We start from the raw sequence: 16,841 nt of genomic DNA on the forward strand, positions 1-16,841 counted from the left end.
TCATTTTGTTTGGGGTTGCTGCTTTTTTGACAAGGTAAAACCTCCAAATAATACGTAATTAAATGAATATTAAACCTTCTAATAAAAAATAAAATACTAAAAAAACTGCCAACAAAGTTCAGACATCTGACTGTCCAACTTCGTTTGCAGTTTTTTGTATAGAATCTTATTTCGTTTCTGTTTCCGATTCTTCCTCTTTTTTCCTTCTCTTAAGAAGAATAATCCAGAAAATTCCTAGCAGGATTACTGCAAGGAGAATTCCAAAGACTAGATAAATCCACATTGGAATAGTTGCTTTCTTACCGGCATCAATCGTTGCTTCGTTGATTTCTTTTGCTTGTTTATCTGAAATTGTGAAGTTTTCATCAAAAATCCATTCATTGTCTTTCGCATCTGTCACACGCAGATGCAAGCTGTATTCACCCGCTGTTAATGGTTCTTTTTCCCAGTCAATTGCAAAACGATAGGTTGAGTTTGGTGCTAATTGCATATCATTGTCATAAGTAACATGACGCACTTCTTTGTTCGTTTTACGATTTTTTACAGTTGCTTCATATTTTAAGTGACCATAAGCATCCATAGTTGGATTGTCTAAAATAGCTACAACACTCGTTTTTCCAAATGAAATAGCAGGTTCCACTTTTTTTAACGTTAACTTTCGTGGTACTTCTGTATCTGTTTCCGTTAATTTTAAACCTAAAATATAACCATAACTATTGACAATTCCTTTTTGGTCTTTAGCTGTTTCTTTCACTACTTGAATTGCTGCTAAAATTTGACCATCAAATTGGTCTTTTGGCATTGTCAAAGTAATCGGTACTTCTTTGCTACTCTTTTTAGGAACAGTTACTGTATCTGCTACTTTGGCAATCGAATCAATTGCGTAAGGATATTTATTTTTCTCTGATTCTTTTTTCTCATTGTAATCAATAAATCCTTGGCTATTTGTGTATGCTTGATTGATGTTGATTTTATACGTTGAATCCGCGTTGGAAGTATTGTTGATCTTCACGTGAATCGTTTGTTCTTGTGCTGGTTCCATTCGTAAATCAAAAAAGCTTTTTTCTTTGTCGATTTGGTTCTCTGGAATGACTGCTTGGATATCATAGCCGACTTCACCAGCATCTTCTTGTGCAAATGTTGGCAATGGTGCTGTCAAAAGCAAACTCAACAACAAAAGGAAACTACTTACTATCTTTCGCGACTTCTTTATTTGTTTGAACATTCTTGATTTCTCCTTATTTTAAACATTGAATAAAGAAGCCGCGCAAATGCGCAGCTCCTCGTCATTCGTTCATTTATTACTTGTTGTTACTAATTATTTTGCGTCTGCTGTGTTGTATAGTTGGTATTGGATGCTTCCAGCTAATGTATCACCTGCAACTAATACACGATCTGCATCAGTAAAACCGATTGACACATTGTCAACAGCTGTTTCAATCAAACCAGTGTTGTTTGCAGCTGTTTTAGTAGCTTCAGCTTTCGCTACGATTCCTTCAGCACCTGTTGCAGCAACTTCTGTTCCATTAATTTGGAATGAATCAACGGTAAATTCTTTTGAATCAGAAGAACGAGTTAATTTATTAGAAGCAATGTTGGCTTTAACAGACCATTCACGATCGATGCGGTCATTGAAGACTTCGATTGTTTCATCTGTTAAATCAGCAGTCAAGTTATATGTTGCATTTTGTAGTTTTGATTCGAAGTTATAGGCAGCTGGTACTTTTTCCAAAGTTAACATTTTTTGATCTGGATCTGTTGGGTCAAGAGGATCTGTTGGATCGTCGTTATCAGTGATGACAACTTCTGTAGGTGTTTCACCTTTTTGATCGACTACTTCTTGTGCTTGAACACTTGTTGCTCCTAAAGTTGCTAATACCATTGCGCTTAATGTCATACTTACGATTTTTGTGTTTTTCATTTTAATAATCTCCTTTAAATTTGATTGTTATAAAAAATTAGTTATAAAAACTAATCTATTTCCGGTGTATTTAACAAAGTAACTAATTGTTTGCCAACAAACTCCCCAGTAGGTAAATCCGCTGGCAGTTCCAAATGAATCTTTTGTTTATCAATTTGATAATAGTACTCAGTTGATTGAGAAGAATAAGCTTCTAAGATTGTCCCAGCCTCATTTGGATCGGCAGCGATTTTCTGCGGTGTAGCCTGAACGACTTCACCGGATTGATTCGTGCTTAATTTTCCTTGTCCGAGTAATACTTTCACTTGGTATTCTTGACCGTTTGTAAATGTTGAAAGCTGATAGGTCAATTGCCAAGGGCTTTTTTTATTTTCCCGTTGGTCCCTGACAGCAATCAATAGGTCACTAGTTGCTTGAATCTCTTGTTCGTGAGCGGACTTTTGATAGGTTCCAAAAGTTGGCGCAGTCACTTTTTCTAACTTGATTGGGCTTTCCACAATCGTGACATTCATCGGTGTCTGATCTTCTTCTCCTAAAATTTCTTGAGCAAAAGCTGGAGTTGGGAGCAAAAGACAAAGTAGTAATCCGATGAAAATAAACTCAATTCGTTTCTTCATCTTCGTCTCGCCTCCTTCTCAACCAGAAAATCAAGAACACCACTCCGATGAATAATGTGCCAATAAACGAAAGAATAAATACGCTAGTTTCGTTGGTCTTAGGCAGTAATGAATGATTATTATTTCCATCTATTACTCCAGGTTGTTCATTTTTTTCATTGACGATCCGAAAAGTGACTTGCTGTTCATCCATATCAAAGTTAGGTTGCTCACTGGCAAAAGTATCCAGACTGCTAAATAGAAAAAGTCCAAATACGATCATCAAGCTCTGAATGATTCTTTTTTTCATTCCTTCGCCCCCCTACTCTGGTACTTCTGTGTCGTAAAGGTTCCACTTCACGACAGCTTTACCACTGTAATCGCCGACACGCATATAATTACCACTTTGAAGTAAGACACCTTCTGATTCATTCCATGTTTTAGTAGTCATAAAGTCCGTTGGTGTCACGTCCCCTTTGCGCATAACAAGCACAGGGTCTGACATGATTGTTTGTTCGGCACTTGAGGCATCCTTTTTAAAGACGAAATCAAATGGTGCAGTAGCATCTGTCAACTCAGCCTGTACATATAATGACCAAGTTGAGGTATCTTCGCGACTGTCAAAGACACTGAGCGTCATTGGGTTCCCGCTATCCCTAGCCAAGGTTCCTTTTGATTCACTCGCTTTTCTTCCCGTCCAACTCAACATGTCTGGTGCAGTCTCAAAGGAAAGCTTTCCAGTGACATCTAATTTCAATTTCAACGTTTGAACTTCGTCGCCACGTTTCATGGTAATCGTATAATCGTTCACCCCTGGAACAATTTTATCTGCAGGAATATGCCAGCTATGGCTATTAAACTCGGTTGAACCTGTTGTGACAATTTGAGCGAACTCATTTGTTGCATCAGGATCATTTCGATTGATTGTGAAATTTAAAATATCACCATCATCTTCATCTTTCCAATAGAAAGTTAAATCATAACCATCTGCTACTTCTGAGCGATCTTTTGTTTCTGTTTTTTCAGTCACTACATTAGGTGTTTCCCAAGATAAAACTGTTGGGTGTTCCGGTTGTGGCACAACCCAGTAGGGAACTTCATCACCTTGAAAACTTCGTATATCACCAATAGTATTTTCTCTAGCTGAAATCTGACTGTTGAAATAAGTTTTTGTTATTGACCCCTTTGATTTCAGAGTTGCTGTGTATTCAAAGGTACTGTTTTGACCAATACCAACATTACTGCTTGGATTAAAGTTCACTGTCACAATTCCTTCATCACTTACGGAACCTGTGACCCCGGCGACTTCTTTATTATTTACTTTGATGTTTTTGATACCTTTCGAAAGATCGTACAAATTTGGATCTAAATAAGATTCCCATTTTGTTACATCGTAAACGTCCTCGGCATCTGCTTCTATTGCAAAGTTAGACTTCATGGTCACCTCTTCGCCATATTCAGCTGATGGTAATGAATCCGTGTACTCTGCTGAGTCGTTTTTATCAACAATAGAAGTACCATTAGTTGCTACATCATTACTTACGGTTGCTCCTAGATCTACTGGGACTTGGGTGAAAATGAACTTAGTTTGTCCATCATTCTTACCATTAGCACCAGTAAATCCCCAATATGCTTTCATTCCATTGTCAGATAACTTTAACTCTGATTGTAAATCATCCCAAGGAATAGAAACCACAGGAGTTGTTGAACCATTTACTGGATTAACTAAACTATACGAAAAAGTTTTACTTGGCTCATCAAAACTATATTGGAATTCATACCAACTTCCCCCATCATTACTGCTACTTAAAACACCATCTATTTTGGTAAAACCATGATGATTAATTGCAGCTGCATAACTATGTTTGATTAGGTCTAATGCATGATCATTTCCACCTGTCCCCCACCAAGTCGTTCCGTTCTTATTGGCTGAGAAATACCCTTTGCTTAGATTACCTGGAAAAGAATAAGCTATATGAGGAACTTCAAGGTTAGTAGCATCTGTTAATCCCGTTTTCCCATCATAATAACTACCATCTTTGTAATAAGCATTTAAACTTGCATTCTGATATAGATCAAATTCAACTGCGACAGAATTTTTAATGGCAAATTGCTGAGGTCCGTCGGCAGGAATATTTTTTCCTGTCGAATTCGTCCCTCCATAGACACCTAAATTTTGTCCATCAGATTCGGCGTTTGCCGCCGTTAAAGCTTGATTCTTATTTGAATCATTTTGCATAACAAAAGCAAAGCCGTCAGAATTTCCTTGTCCAAAATTCACATAATTTCTTCCTTTAAAACTTTTAGAAAAGTCCAATCTGTAGTTCTCATTAGACCATACGCCAACTGCTACTTGTTTTCCAGAAAGCTGGATTTCATCGTACGGCATCCCATTATTATCACTAGGGGTATCATGGGGAACAATAATTTCTCCAGCATTACCTCCTCTAGATTTTACAATAGTAGAAAAAATACCATTAAGTTTAATGGCTCCTTTAGGAATCGTTTTACTACCAGTTCCTAACGCTACACGCGCACTTTTTGCCGCAACTGCCGGTGCTACAGCACGCTGTGTTGCTGAACTAGAAGTGTTCTTCGTACTTTCAGATGTTTTCGTAGTCGATGAACTCATGGATGATTCAGCAGAACTTGTCGTTTCAGTCGTTTCACTGGCAGTTTCTTCTGCTTCGCTTGTCGAGCTTTCAGTAGCTGTTGTCGCTTCTTCTGTTGTGTTCGTTTCCTCGCTGCTTGTTTCTTCTGTTGCCGTAAAAGAAAAATCATACGTTTCTTTCTGGTTCAATAAAACTTGTTCTTCCCCCTCATTTATCACTGGGGAAATTTTCAACGTGTAATCGAATTGCTGGGGAATTTTTTTCGTTTGGATCTCGAGTTGCATTGTTTGAGCTTGCTGATTATTTTCACCAATTTGATAAATACCATTTTTATCTGGTTGTACTTGTTGCTCTTTATCTGGTTGGTAAACACTAAGCACATCAGTAGGTTCAGTAACAGTGAAAGTCATTTGTCGATTCATTTCAGACGATGATTTTTCAATCAATACAGTCCAAACAAGATTACCAGATTCGACTTGTTCAACTTTTTGGAGCGAAACATTGCCAACTTGGTTCTGATTTTCTTGCGCACTCTCTGTTGCCACAGCCTGAACGATTTCTGGCGAAGCCAACATTGTCGGTGCAATGAATAGTGAAACTGTTGCTTGTAAGACCAACATTTTCGTAAACTTTTTCACTTTTTCTCCTCCCTTCTGCTCATTTTACTGTTTTGATTTTGTGCATAAACGAATTAAGCACACAGAACATTGTTTTATTCTATATGCTTAGTATATTTATTTTCTCTGTAAATTTTTATCAGATTTTTTTCGTTTTTTTTAAAAACGTGAGAGTTTTATTAGCAAAACGTTTCAAAAACAGCCTTAAAACGACTAACATAAAGTAAGAGGATGCTTCTTTCACTCATTGAAAATGAACGTATATCTGGTTTTCTTCACAAAAAAGACCAGGACACTTAATTTGTCCTAGTCTTTTTGATTGTACTTTGTTCACAACCTTAATCAAAGGAGTTTCCTAAATTAATTTGTTTAGCAGACTCTCAAGCAGCAGAAACAAATAATAACTACCTATTATTTTGGTCTATTTTCTATTCATAAGTAGGTATCATGAGTAAACTAGAGCATGATTAAAAATTTTATGAACTTCGTCCATAAATAAAAGGCACACAGATAACAAAATCTGCGTGCCTTTTAACAAGCTTATTTACTTTTCAGAACCTTTTGGCCCGAACTCATCTTGACAATTTTTGATTCTTTTCAACGCTTCTTCTAGAATCACTCTTGACGTACCTATGTTTATTCGGAGAAATTGATTCCCATCTGCGGTGAAATTATTCCCTGGCTCAATAATCACTCCCGCTTTTTTTGCTAGATAGTCGACCCATTCAAGTGACGTCTTACCTGTTTCAGAAATATCAATCCATGGTAAATAGGAGGCTTCAACAGGTACTACCTTCCAATTAGCAATATTTTTTTCAATAAACTGTTTGGAAAAGTCATAGTTTTGTCTTAAATATAACGTCAGCTGCTCCAGCCACTCCTCACCATAATCGTAGGCCGCTATTAATCCAGTTACACCAAAAGCATTCGGCGAAGTAATCGCATTCATTTTTAACTGTTGCTGGAAAAAACTTCTCTTTGATTCATCTGGTATGATTGAATAAGATGTTTTTAATCCACCTAAATTGAAGGCTTTGTTTGGTGATGTCAGCACCACAAGATTATCCAAATATTTTTCGGGTAGTTGCAAGGCAGAAGTAAACTCACCAGATAAAATAATCTCAGAATGCACCTCGTCTACAACTAACAGTGTTCCATATTTTTTACATAAGAAAGCTATCCTTTCTAATTCATCTTTTCGCCAAATTTTTCCTGATGGATTATGTGGCGAACAAAAAAGAAATAGTTGGGGCTTCTCTACTTTTAGTTGCTCCTCTAATAGAGAAAAATCAATACGATAGGCATAATTTTCATAGATCAGTTGATTATGGATTGTTTCAAATTGATTGTTTTTTGCAGCATAAGAAAACGGATTGTAAACTGGTGTGTTGAACATAACTTTTCCATTTGATGGACAAAAAGCTTGATATAAATAATGGATTGTTGAAACTGTTCCGTAAGAAAGAGTAATCCATTCTTTGTTCACTTCGTTTCCGTGTCTCTTTTTCTGCCAGTTCATAACCGCGTTAAAAAAGTCTTCGTATGTGTAAGTATAACCATACGCACCATTGTCAATTATTTTTCTAAAAGCTTCATTAATTTCTGGTGCAGCTTTAAAATCCATATCCGCAATCCACATCGGAATAAAATTTTCGGGAACATCGCCAAATTTTTCTTCCACGATTTTTCGATCCCATTTTCGACAATGATCCACTTTTCGATCAGCTATTTCATCAAAATGATACTCTTTCATCCCTTACCTCCTACTAATAAATCTTCAATGCCATCTTTTACTACTTGAACTTTTGCTCCAATAATCACTTGTAGTGATTGATCACTAATTTTTACGATTCCTAGAGCACCTGCTTTTTTCAAAATCTTTTCATTAATTTTGTCCATCTCATTGACTTGCAAACGTAAGCGTGTGACGCAGTTGTCAAGCGAAACGATATTTTCTGCGCCACCTAGTGCTCGTAAAATAATCCCTGGATCATGAATTCCTTTTTCTTGAGTGAATACTTGTGGTAAGTCTTCAAACCCTTCAATAACTTCGTCTTCTTCCCGTCCGGGTGTCTTTACATCAAATTTTAAAATATACCATCTAAAAGTGAAAAAATAAATGGCAAACCAGACAATTCCAAGTGGGATTATCAACCACCATTTAGTATAAGAACCTTGCATTACACCAAAAATGATATAGTCAATCAATCCTCCATCTGTATTTCCAATAACAACTCCAATCAGTGAAACAGCAATTGCCGCTAGCCCAAACATTAACGAATGGAAAATATAGAGAGGTAAGGCGATAAAAAGAAAAAGAAATTCGACTGGTTCAGAAATTCCTGGAAAAATAGAAACGAGTGCGGCGGATATTAACAATCCTTTGATTCCTTTTCGCTTATCTTTCGCTGCACAGACATAGATTGCTAGGGCAATTGCCGGCAATGCAAAAATGAAAGATGGCATCCAAGCTTGCCCCAGAAATGCTGTAGCTTCTGGACTAATTGGCAATCCTTGATTTAGTTGAGAATAAAAAATATTTAACGCGCCGGAAACGGATTCTCCATTAACCAGTTGTGTACCACCCACGTCCGTAAAACGGATCGTCGAAATTAAAATATGGTGTAATCCAAATGGCTTCAACAACATTATCCCTATACCATAGAAAAATGGCCCGAAGATACCTGCTCCTTGAATGACATGACCAATTGCTCTGATTCCTCCAGACACTAAAGGCCAAATGAATGGCAAAAGTAATCCTAGTAGAGCAGAAAAAACAGTTACCATAATAGGAGAAAAACGTTCGCCACTAAAAAAAGAAAATGCTGCCGGCAAATCCGTATGTTGAAATCGTTCATGAACAAAGTATGCTAAAATCCCAACGATTATCCCACCAATTATTCCGGTGTCTAAACTTTGGATACCTAAAATAACTTTTTGACTATTAGCAGTTAACGCATCTAAAGGAGCTAGCTGATTTGTAGCAGTTAGATAAAAATTTGTTGACAGGTTCATGACCATATAGCCAACAAACCCAGAATATGCTGCGACCCCTTTATTTTTTTGAGCTAGGCCTAATGGAATACTTAGTGCAAATAAAGCCGGGAAATTGGCAAAAGCAAAATTACTAATCGTCGTCATATATTGAAAGAATAAATGAATCGCCTCATTTCCCAAAAATGGCACTTTTTCAATCATTGACGGGGAAGCCAATGAACTCCCCAATCCCAAAAACATACCCAAAAAAGCTAATAATGATACAGGAAACATAAAGGACTTGCCAAGTTTTTGAATAAATTGTAAAAATTTTATTTTCATGTTCTTCTCCTTTTTTATTTTAGTTTTTCTAACAATAAAAAACTGGTAAAAATCGTCATCAGGAAACGTCTCCTGCGATTTTCACCAGATTTTGCCTGCCTAACAGTAACACTCTAGTTATTCAATACTCGATTAATATGGATTGTTAAATAGATTTTTTCTTCTTTTGTCACCTTTCGCTTAAAAAAAGTAGTCACATACTCACTGATTTTTTCTGCTCCTTCATAGGCTTCGGGATAATCCTGAATAATCTGATCATAGTATTTAAATGAAGTTTCTTTTTTTGGCTCCGCTTGCGCTCTTCGATGCAAAAAAAATTTCAAATGAGTGACCAAGCGATGATAATCTATTTTTCCTTTTCTGAAATCTTTCTTATACATATTGTTTAAAATAGTAATCATATCAGCAATCATTTTTCCATAGTCTTCTTCCGTTCTTGCTTCGTGCCATCTTGCATTGATGATGTGCATTGCAATAAAACCCGCTTCATCTTCCGGCAAACAAATGCCTTTTGCTTTCTTGATTTTTTTGATTGCCCACTTGCCCAATTTATATTCGTAAGGATAAAACATTTGAACCTCATGAAGTACCGCATTGGGGACAAATATCTTTTCTTTCGCACGCTTAATCGAAAAGCTAATATGATCCGAGAGAGACAAATAAATAATATCATTCAACCCATAAGCTACTTTAGCCTTGAAATACTCAACAATATCAAACGCTAACGCAGCGTCTTGATAGGAAATTTTCTCAAACCACGTTTGAAAATGTTCATCAAAAAAATTGGGCGTAGCCACATAGCTTTTTTCAATTTTTTCAGAATTAACTAAATCTCCTACTCTTTTCCCAAAAGCAACGCCATTCCCCATTACAATAACTTCACGTTTTTTATCAAAGACGATTGCTGAACTATTATTTAACACCTTTATAATTTTCATTTCACACCTATTTCTTTTTCGTCTTATGCAGTTGGCTATTTCAACTCTGCACTGCCAATCTCGCTTCCTGCAGTTACTTGTTCCACATTCGTTAAACGAATTTTTTTAAGCATATCGCTATTTGTTAATAAAACAATAACAGCTGAATTTTTGCCTTTTTGTTCTAAAAAAGCTAAATCGACCGTTAAAAGTTTTGTTTGTTGATCAACGATTTGCCCCTCTTTGATATACAGCTTAAAAGGCAGCCCTTCCAGATCAACCGTATCGATTCCAATATGTATTAAGACTTCCACTCCATAGCTTGTTCGGATACCAATCGCATGTTTCGTTGGAAAAATTGTCATCACCTGACCTGTGACAGGAGAGTAAACGTCATTTGTTTCTGGAAGTACGGCGTACCCATCCCCCATCATTCTTTTTGAGAAGACTTCATCTTTTACCTCTGACAAATCAATAAGTTTACCAAAACAGGGTGAATATAACTTTTCTTTCTTATTTTTCTTGAAAAACATTTAAATTCCTCCTCATACTATTTTGAAACAATAAAAAAAGATTTAGTTAGAAATGACAAAGATGGGTATCTTTACCATTTCTAACTAAATCTTGCCTACCAAATAGTAACACTTTAGTTGAATGTATTTTATTCAATTAATTTAACCACAGTCTAGCACTTAGAGAAAGCGCTGTCAATAAGTATAAATGAATTTTTTTAGACTGCCTACGCTGTGTCTGATTTTTGAACTTAAATAATTTTTTCTAGGGGGTTATGCTTACTTCTGCACACGCTCCCCATTTTTATACAAAAAAGGCACACAGATAACAAAATCTGCGTGCCTCTTCTTCTATTTGCAACCTTAGTCTACTGATTTCAGTGCTTCTAACATATCTACCCGTTTCAAACGACTATTAATTACAAATGCCAATATTGTTGTTACTACTGCGATAATTATTGTTGGGATAATAAAACTGATTGAAGATAACGCTGGATTAAACATCACATCATCAGGTGGTACGACATTGATAATGTATTGGTGGAGGAGTTCCCCAATTCCAAAACCTGTGATGATTCCTAAAATCGTAAGTAAAATCGTTTCACGATAAATATACAGTGTTACTTCTTTATCATAGAACCCTAGTACTTTAATTGTTGAAAGTTCCCGCATTCTTTCGGAAACATTGATGTTAGTCAAGTTGTAAAGAATAACAATCCCTAACAATGCAGCGACAACGATCAAAACTTTCATGATTTTATCTAGTGAATGAACAATCGTATCAATTTGGTTCATCAAAGTCGTATTTTGAACCACACCTGCGACACTATCTAAGTTAATAAATTTAGCTGCTTGTTCTTTAGTATTTTTAGTTGAAGGATTCTTCAAATTCACCAAATAAGCATTCGTTGCGAAATCTGTACCAAATAGATTTTCATAGCCAGCTTTACTTGTAAAAGCAAAGTGTCCCATGTACATTTCTGTAACCCCAGCAACTTTCATTTTTTTATCCTTTTGATTACTATCTTTAAAAGTAACTGTGTCACCAGTTTTGACATCTAGGAGTTTGGCAAGTCGCTCGGAAATAATCACCCCATCATCAGGTAAAGATAATTTATCGCCGCTTTTTCGATCAACTAAACTAATATAATCTGAAAAATCATTTGTACTTTCTGGGACAATTAATTTAATTTCTTGCGTATCTTTATTTGAACCCGCAACCTTTGTCAATTCTTCATAATGGATTGCTTTATTTTGCTTTATTTCAGAAGTACTTAATTGTTCATCAAGCGCTTGTTCTTGATCCTCTGGAACAAACTCATTTTGTGCCACAATCATATCATAATGAATAAGGCTGCCAAATTGGCGATCATTGATTCCACCAATCGAATGTTGGACGCTAAATCCGGCAAATAAGAGAGCAACCGCACCAGCAACACCAAAAATGGTCATCATCATTCGTTGCTTGTAACGGAAAATATTTCGAGCTGTTACTTTGTGAGTAAAACTCATTCGATTCCATAAAGGCTTGATTCTTTCCAATAAGATTTTTGATCCTGCGGAAGGTGGTTTAGGTAATAAAAGTTGTGCAGGATTTTCTTTTAGTTCTCTGGAAGCTACGACAAAAGCTGGAACGACCGAACTAATCAAAGCAAGTAGGATCGCTACGAATGAGATACCCCAATGAAAATGTAACTCGATTTTTGGAAGTGTAAAGCCAGAATGATACGCATTATAAACAATCAATGGCAATAATGTGTGCCCTAAAATAATCCCTAAAATGGTACCAGAAAGGCTGGAAGTCAAACCATAGAAAGTGAACTTTCTAATAACATCCTTATTTTCATACCCTAACGCTTTTAATGTCCCTGACTTGATCCGCTCTTCATCGACGAAACGTGCCATCGTCGTCAAAGTGACTAAGGCGGCTACAAAATAAAGGAAAATTGGAAACACATTGGCTAAAGAATCAACAATTTTTGAAATACTACCATAAATTCGATACCCTTCGCCACCAGGGATTTCCCGACGGCTGTTTAACGAATAAGTAGGTAAAGACAAATGGTCAACCATCTCTTGCGCTTTATCAAGTTTTTCTTGATTTTTGGCAATTTCTTTTTCTGCTTCTTCTTTTTTAGATTGGAATGTTTGATTTTTTTCTTCATATTCCTTTTGTTTTTTTGCTAGTTCACTTTTCGCATCAGCCAGCTGTTGTTCGCCTTCCTTTTGTTCTGTGGCTAATGTATCTTTTGCTGTTGTTAATTCTGTTTGTTTCGTTGCTAATTCATGCTTTGCTTGTACTAGTCGATCAACATTTTCTTGGTACTCTGCAGACTTTTTATCTAACATAGCCGCACCTTCGTACCATTCATTTAACCCAGCATAATAGGTTCCTAGATTTTGGTTGTAAGAAGCGATACCTGCATTGTATTGTTGCAAACCACTTTGATATTCGACTTCTTTTTCATTCAAATATGCTTCTTTTTGACTCAATGTTTCTTGTGCTGCCTGTAATTGTCCTTTTGCATTTGCTAAAGCCGCTTTTTGCTGTTCTATTTCAGCATTTGCTGCTGAAAGTTCTGCTGCTCCAGCATCTAATTGCTGTTTTGAAGTTGCTAATTGTTGTTCAGCCTCAGTTAATTTTTGATTGGCTTTGTCTAACTCCGCTTTTTTTGTATTTAAAGCTTGTTGCGTCGTTTCAATTTGTTGCATACCTGGCGTGTAAACTGTTTCTATGAAATGATTGTATGCTACTTGTGCTTGTGACAAGTTTGCATTGACATTATCAAGTTTGCTTTGTAATTCAGCTTGTTCTTCTTCTGTTAAATCAGGATTTTTTAAAGCTTGTTCTAGTTCATTTTTTGAATCCGTCAATTGATTCATTGTTGTAACATATTGTTGCTTCCCTGCTTCTAACTCCTGTTTCTTTGTGTCCAAGTCTGTTTGTGCTGTTTGAAGTTGTTGGACACCTGCTGTATATTCTTGTTTTTGCTGATTAAATTTGTTCAATGCCGTTTGATACTCATTATTTTTTGTGTCATATTCTTGTTGTTTAGTAGCTAGCGTTTGTTCAGCTTGCGTAATTTGAGCTTCTGCCACAGCCAATTTTGCTTGATTTTCATTGACTTGATTGTAGCCAGCAGCAAGTTGTTCTTTCCCGCTTGCTAAAGCATTCGCAGCAATGGTCAATTGGTCATTAGCACTCGTCAAAGTTGAACGTGCTTGGCTCAGCTGTTGTTTTCCATTTTGAAGCTGTGTCCATTTTTCATTCAATGTTCCAGAACCATCAGCAAGCTGTGTTTGTGCTGTTGCTAACTGTTGTTCTCCTGCTTCAATTGATGCTTGCGCTGTCGTGATTTGTGACTTGCCATTTGTAATTTGTTCATTAGCATCGTTCACTTTAGTTGTTAGTTCTGTTTGTGCATCTTGAATTTGTTGCGTGCCATTGGCTAACTCACCTTTTGCATCTTTTAATTGTTGCTCGGTATCTTTCAACTGTTGTTTCGCTTGATTGATTTGTTTCTGACCATCATCAATTTGGCCTTGGTATTCCTTTTTGATTGTTGCTAAGCGGATTTCTGGTTGATTTTTTAAACGTTCGCTTAAATCATCCTTATGCTTTTGAAGCTTGTCTGTATAATTGTCAGAATAAGGATCCACTTTTTCTAAATTACGAAAAGTCATTCGTGCTAACATATAAATTTCAGAATCAAACGTTTTCTTAGGAACAATCGCGTACCCATTTAAGGAACCTGTTCCTGCTGTTGATACGCCTTGATTAATACTTGAAACGATTTCGCCGGAATAAATAAACCCGACAATCTTGAATTTATGCTCTTTTAAAATCGTTTGACCAGATACATCTTCTTTTTCGGTAAATTCGATCGTATCACCAAGTTTATATTGATCTGCATAACTATTGTCTAACGCGATTTCATTAGCTTTCTCAGGTAGTTTGCCACTTACCTGTTCATAATCAGAAATTTTTTCTCCCTTTGAAAAAATTCGAATACTTGTTTTTGTATCCTTAATGACCACATCTTTTAAATACCCATATTCAATCGAGCGAACACCAGTTGTTTGATCGATTGCTTTGACGTCATTGTCATCAATCCCCAATGTTCCAATCACAGTAAGATCAGAAACATTTAGTTCATTAAAGTAATTTTCTCCCGTTGATCGCATATTAGGTCCAGTAACTTTTAGCCCGACCAATGCAAATGAACCAATCAGCATCAGACCCATGATTGATAAAAAGCGAGCTTTGGATTTAGAAATTGATTTGAAAATATCTTTCCGTAACATTTTTTTCATTCGATTCACCTACCACTCGATATCTGCAATTTTGCTTGGACGAGGATTAATATCAACACTTTTTACCGTTGCATCTCTCATTCGAATCACTCGGTCAGCAATCGGTGCGATCGCTGCGTTATGCGTCACGATGATAACTGTTGCGCCATTCACACGACTCATATCTTGTAAAATCTGTAACACTTGTTTTCCTGTTTGATAGTCAAGTGCCCCTGTAGGTTCATCACACAACAAAATTTTGGGATTTTTAGCAACCGCTCTGGCAATGGCTACCCGTTGTTGCTCACCACCTGATAGTTGTGCAGGAAAATTATCAATTCGTTCACCCAAACCAACTTCTTGCAAAACTTGAACTGGATCAGAAGCATCTTTAACGATTTCTGAAGCTAATTCAACATTTTCTTTTGCTGTTAAGTTAGGAACCAAATTATAGAATTGAAAAACAAAACCAACATCTTCTCGACGATATTTCGTTAGTTGCTTCGCGGTATAATCAGAAATATCTTTTCCATCAATAATGATCTTCCCTTCATCGTTGGTATCCATTCCACCTAAAATATTCAACATCGTTGATTTTCCGGCACCAGAAGCACCCAAAATAATCGCTAATTCACCTTTTTCGACTTCAAAAGATACATCGTTATTTGCTATAATTTCCGTATTTCCCATATGGTAACGTTTATAGCTATTCATGACTTCTATATAACTCATAAACTCACTCCTTCTTATTACTCTAAATAAACATCGTGTTGATTTAATTACAGGTTGAGTATATAATCAAAGCAAAAGAAATACAATGAACACATTTTTTTATCTGTTCATTTAAGGAAAAAGGTCGTGTATCTAAATGAAAAGAAATACGCAAACAAAAGAAAAAATCAAAAAATCGTTTATCCAGCTCATTAACGAAAAAGGTTTTGAATCAATGACAGTAAGTGACATTGCAAAGCAGTCTCAGATCAACAGAGGAACTTTTTATCTTCATTACGTCGATAAATATGATCTAATGGAAAAATTAGAAATGGAGGCTATTTATGACCTCAAACAAATTTTGTTATTAGATACAAACCCTAAAAATTTGGAAGATCCTATCCAATTGATTCCTTATGAATCTATTTTGCACGCACTTATCTATATAAAAAATGATTTTGAGTTTATTCAGGCTTTGGCTAGTGAAGGTGGCGATCCACATTTTATGCAGATGGTCAAAGATATTTTAAATGAACTGGTTCTTTCAAAATTAGATAAGTCCAAAAGTCTTCAATTTTCTCGTAAAAATTTACCCGACGATTACGCGAAAGAAATTTTATTATCCAGTATTGTCGGCGTTGTCAATTTATGGATCAAAAAAGGTGGAGAAGAAACACCAGAACAAATTGCGACTATTATTACCAAAGCAAAAGAAATCTCCCCTTATGAACTTTTACTTTAGAGCCCAAGTCTCTTGAGAGTGAGATAAAACTGGAAAACCGGTCGTTCTCAGCACATTTTTCAATTTAAAAAACGTCCAAAATCAACGTTTTCAAAATGAATTTTAGGCGTTTTTTCTATTTTGGCTACTTTTTCCAGCCTAAAGATACTCTTTGTAAAAGCAGTGTCCAATTTAATACAAAAAAAGAGTCCTTGCTTAAGCAAGGACTCAGATTTGTCGAATAATAAATTAACGACGGATTTCTTTGATACGAGCAGCTTTTCCGTGTAATGCACGTAAGTAGTACAATTTTGCACGACGTACTTTACCATAACGAACTACTTCGATTTGAGCAACACGTGGTGTGTGTACTGGGAATGTACGTTCAACGCCCACTCCGTTAGAAATTTTACGAACTGTGTAAGTTTCGCTGATTCCAGCACCACGGCGTTTGATTACAACACCTTCAAATAACTGGATACGTTCGCGTGAACCTTCGACAACTTTCGCGTGAACACGTACAGTGTCACCAGGGCGGAAAGCTGGGATGTCAGAACGTAGTTGTTCTTTTGTTAATTCTTCGATTAATGGATTCATGTTTTCTTCTCCTTATTCCAAACATT

At 36.2% G+C, this 16,841-nt stretch carries 13 protein-coding genes; 1 reads left to right on the forward strand and 12 read right to left on the reverse strand.

The window, feature by feature from the left end:
- Positions 1-166: 166 nt before the first annotated feature.
- The 11 genes from AB3I20_RS06315 to AB3I20_RS06365 form a co-directional block, all read right to left on the reverse strand.
- Positions 167-1,225, reverse strand: coding sequence for a DUF916 and DUF3324 domain-containing protein (locus AB3I20_RS06315; RefSeq protein ID WP_368027102.1), 1,059 nt, complete (start codon positions 1,223-1,225; stop codon positions 167-169).
- A 93-nt stretch (positions 1,226-1,318) separates the two neighbouring features.
- Positions 1,319-1,921: a hypothetical protein gene (locus AB3I20_RS06320; protein WP_368027103.1), complete on the reverse strand. Its 603-nt coding sequence runs from the start codon at positions 1,919-1,921 to the stop codon at positions 1,319-1,321.
- 50 nt (positions 1,922-1,971) lie between these two features.
- Positions 1,972-2,538, reverse strand: a complete 567-nt coding sequence (locus tag AB3I20_RS06325; protein ID WP_067484007.1) for a hypothetical protein — start codon at positions 2,536-2,538, stop codon at positions 1,972-1,974.
- Complete coding sequence (locus AB3I20_RS06330; protein WP_285701116.1) at positions 2,522-2,827, reverse strand: LPXTG cell wall anchor domain-containing protein; 306 nt, start codon at positions 2,825-2,827, stop codon at positions 2,522-2,524. The genes AB3I20_RS06325 and AB3I20_RS06330 overlap by 17 nt, the downstream gene beginning before the upstream one ends.
- A gap of 12 nt (positions 2,828-2,839) precedes the next feature.
- Complete coding sequence (locus AB3I20_RS06335) at positions 2,840-5,767, reverse strand: hypothetical protein (protein WP_368027104.1); 2,928 nt, start codon at positions 5,765-5,767, stop codon at positions 2,840-2,842.
- A 523-nt stretch (positions 5,768-6,290) separates the two neighbouring features.
- Entirely contained in the window at positions 6,291-7,499 is a 1,209-nt protein-coding gene (locus AB3I20_RS06340) for a MalY/PatB family protein (RefSeq protein ID WP_368027105.1), read from the reverse strand.
- Entirely contained in the window at positions 7,496-9,064 is a 1,569-nt protein-coding gene (malX, locus tag AB3I20_RS06345; RefSeq protein ID WP_368027106.1) for a maltose/glucose-specific PTS transporter subunit IIBC, read from the reverse strand. Before malX ends, AB3I20_RS06340 begins: the two co-directional genes overlap by 4 nt.
- 113 nt (positions 9,065-9,177) lie before the next feature.
- Entirely contained in the window at positions 9,178-10,002 is an 825-nt protein-coding gene (locus AB3I20_RS06350; RefSeq protein ID WP_368027107.1) for a PRD domain-containing protein, read from the reverse strand.
- Between the two features lie 35 nt (positions 10,003-10,037).
- Positions 10,038-10,514 (reverse strand): PTS glucose transporter subunit IIA, encoded by a 477-nt coding sequence (locus AB3I20_RS06355; RefSeq protein ID WP_067483999.1) that lies wholly within the window; start codon positions 10,512-10,514, stop codon positions 10,038-10,040.
- 342 nt (positions 10,515-10,856) lie between these two features.
- Positions 10,857-14,807: an FtsX-like permease family protein gene (locus AB3I20_RS06360; RefSeq protein WP_368027108.1), complete on the reverse strand. Its 3,951-nt coding sequence runs from the start codon at positions 14,805-14,807 to the stop codon at positions 10,857-10,859.
- A 9-nt stretch (positions 14,808-14,816) separates the two neighbouring features.
- Positions 14,817-15,518, reverse strand: a complete 702-nt coding sequence (locus AB3I20_RS06365; RefSeq protein WP_270344842.1) for an ABC transporter ATP-binding protein — start codon at positions 15,516-15,518, stop codon at positions 14,817-14,819.
- Positions 15,519-15,654: 136 nt separating this feature from the next.
- On the opposite strand from AB3I20_RS06365, the gene AB3I20_RS06370 reads away from it, so the two are divergent.
- Positions 15,655-16,239 (forward strand): TetR/AcrR family transcriptional regulator, encoded by a 585-nt coding sequence (locus tag AB3I20_RS06370; protein WP_067483996.1) that lies wholly within the window; start codon positions 15,655-15,657, stop codon positions 16,237-16,239.
- Between the two features lie 228 nt (positions 16,240-16,467).
- Here AB3I20_RS06370 and rplS read toward each other — a convergent pair whose 3' ends face one another.
- Positions 16,468-16,815, reverse strand: coding sequence for a 50S ribosomal protein L19 (gene rplS / locus AB3I20_RS06375; protein WP_067483995.1), 348 nt, complete (start codon positions 16,813-16,815; stop codon positions 16,468-16,470).
- Between the last annotated feature and the right edge of the window lie 26 nt (positions 16,816-16,841).

Source organism: Enterococcus sp. C50, from assembly GCF_040887505.1.
In the GTDB taxonomy this organism is placed as follows: Bacteria; Bacillota; Bacilli; order Lactobacillales; family Enterococcaceae; genus Enterococcus_B; species Enterococcus_B thailandicus.

Bases quoted from the DNA above. Each gene is read 5' to 3' on its own strand.
- AB3I20_RS06360 (WP_368027108.1), bottom strand. From the start codon at position 14,807: ATGAAAAAAATGTTACGGAAAGATATTTTCAAATCAATTTCTAAATCC.
- AB3I20_RS06350 (WP_368027107.1), bottom strand. From the start codon at position 10,002: ATGAAAATTATAAAGGTGTTAAATAATAGTTCAGCAATCGTCTTTGAT.
- AB3I20_RS06330 (WP_285701116.1), bottom strand. From the start codon at position 2,827: ATGAAAAAAAGAATCATTCAGAGCTTGATGATCGTATTTGGACTTTTT.
- rplS (WP_067483995.1), bottom strand. From the start codon at position 16,815: ATGAATCCATTAATCGAAGAATTAACAAAAGAACAACTACGTTCTGAC.
- AB3I20_RS06340 (WP_368027105.1), bottom strand. From the start codon at position 7,499: ATGAAAGAGTATCATTTTGATGAAATAGCTGATCGAAAAGTGGATCAT.
- AB3I20_RS06355 (WP_067483999.1), bottom strand. From the start codon at position 10,514: ATGTTTTTCAAGAAAAATAAGAAAGAAAAGTTATATTCACCCTGTTTT.
- AB3I20_RS06315 (WP_368027102.1), bottom strand. From the start codon at position 1,225: ATGTTCAAACAAATAAAGAAGTCGCGAAAGATAGTAAGTAGTTTCCTT.
- AB3I20_RS06370 (WP_067483996.1), top strand. From the start codon at position 15,655: ATGAAAAGAAATACGCAAACAAAAGAAAAAATCAAAAAATCGTTTATC.
- AB3I20_RS06320 (WP_368027103.1), bottom strand. From the start codon at position 1,921: ATGAAAAACACAAAAATCGTAAGTATGACATTAAGCGCAATGGTATTA.
- AB3I20_RS06325 (WP_067484007.1), bottom strand. From the start codon at position 2,538: ATGAAGAAACGAATTGAGTTTATTTTCATCGGATTACTACTTTGTCTT.
- malX (WP_368027106.1), bottom strand. From the start codon at position 9,064: ATGAAAATAAAATTTTTACAATTTATTCAAAAACTTGGCAAGTCCTTT.
- AB3I20_RS06365 (WP_270344842.1), bottom strand. From the start codon at position 15,518: ATGAGTTATATAGAAGTCATGAATAGCTATAAACGTTACCATATGGGA.